Source organism: Pseudomonas sp. CFBP 13710 (genome assembly GCF_014842235.1).
In the GTDB taxonomy this organism is placed as follows: Bacteria; Pseudomonadota; Gammaproteobacteria; order Pseudomonadales; family Pseudomonadaceae; genus Aquipseudomonas; species Aquipseudomonas baltica.
Window position 1 is genome coordinate 1 of record NZ_JACYVJ010000028.1, and the last position, 696, is coordinate 696.

Here is a 696-nt window from a genome sequence, read left to right on the forward strand (position 1 = left end):
ATCGTTCTTTAAAAATTTGGGTATGTGATAGAAAGATAGACTGGACCAACACTTTCACTGGTGTGGGTTCAGGCTAAGGTAAAATTTGTGAGTTGCTCTTAGAGTAAATGCGAATTTTCGGCGAATGTCGTCTTCACAGTATAACCAGATTGCTTGGGGTTATATGGTCAAGTGAAGAAGCGCATACGGTGGATGCCTTGGCAGTCAGAGGCGATGAAAGACGTGGTAGCCTGCGAAAAGCTTCGGGGAGTCGGCAAACAGACTGTGATCCGGAGATGTCTGAATGGGGGAACCCAGCTGTCATAAGACAGTTATCTCATGCTGAATACATAGGCATGAGAGGCGAACCAGGGGAACTGAAACATCTAAGTACCCTGAGGAAAAGAAATCAACCGAGATTCCCTTAGTAGTGGCGAGCGAACGGGGACCAGCCCTTAAGTTGATTTGAGATTAGCGGAACGCTCTGGAAAGTGCGGCCATAGTGGGTGATAGCCCTGTACGCGAAAATCTCTTGTCAATGAAATCGAGTAGGACGGGGCACGAGAAACCTTGTCTGAATATGGGGGGACCATCCTCCAAGGCTAAATACTACTGACTGACCGATAGTGAACTAGTACCGTGAGGGAAAGGCGAAAAGAACCCCGGAGAGGGGAGTGAAATAGATCCTGAAACCGTATGCGTACAAGCAGTGGGAGC

Annotated in this window: 1 rRNA gene; it reads left to right on the forward strand. The window is 48.1% G+C overall.

Going from position 1 to position 696, the window contains the following annotated elements:
* Positions 1 to 165: 165 nt before the first annotated feature.
* Positions 166 to 696 (forward strand): 23S ribosomal RNA (locus tag IFT44_RS21020); the annotation flags it as partial.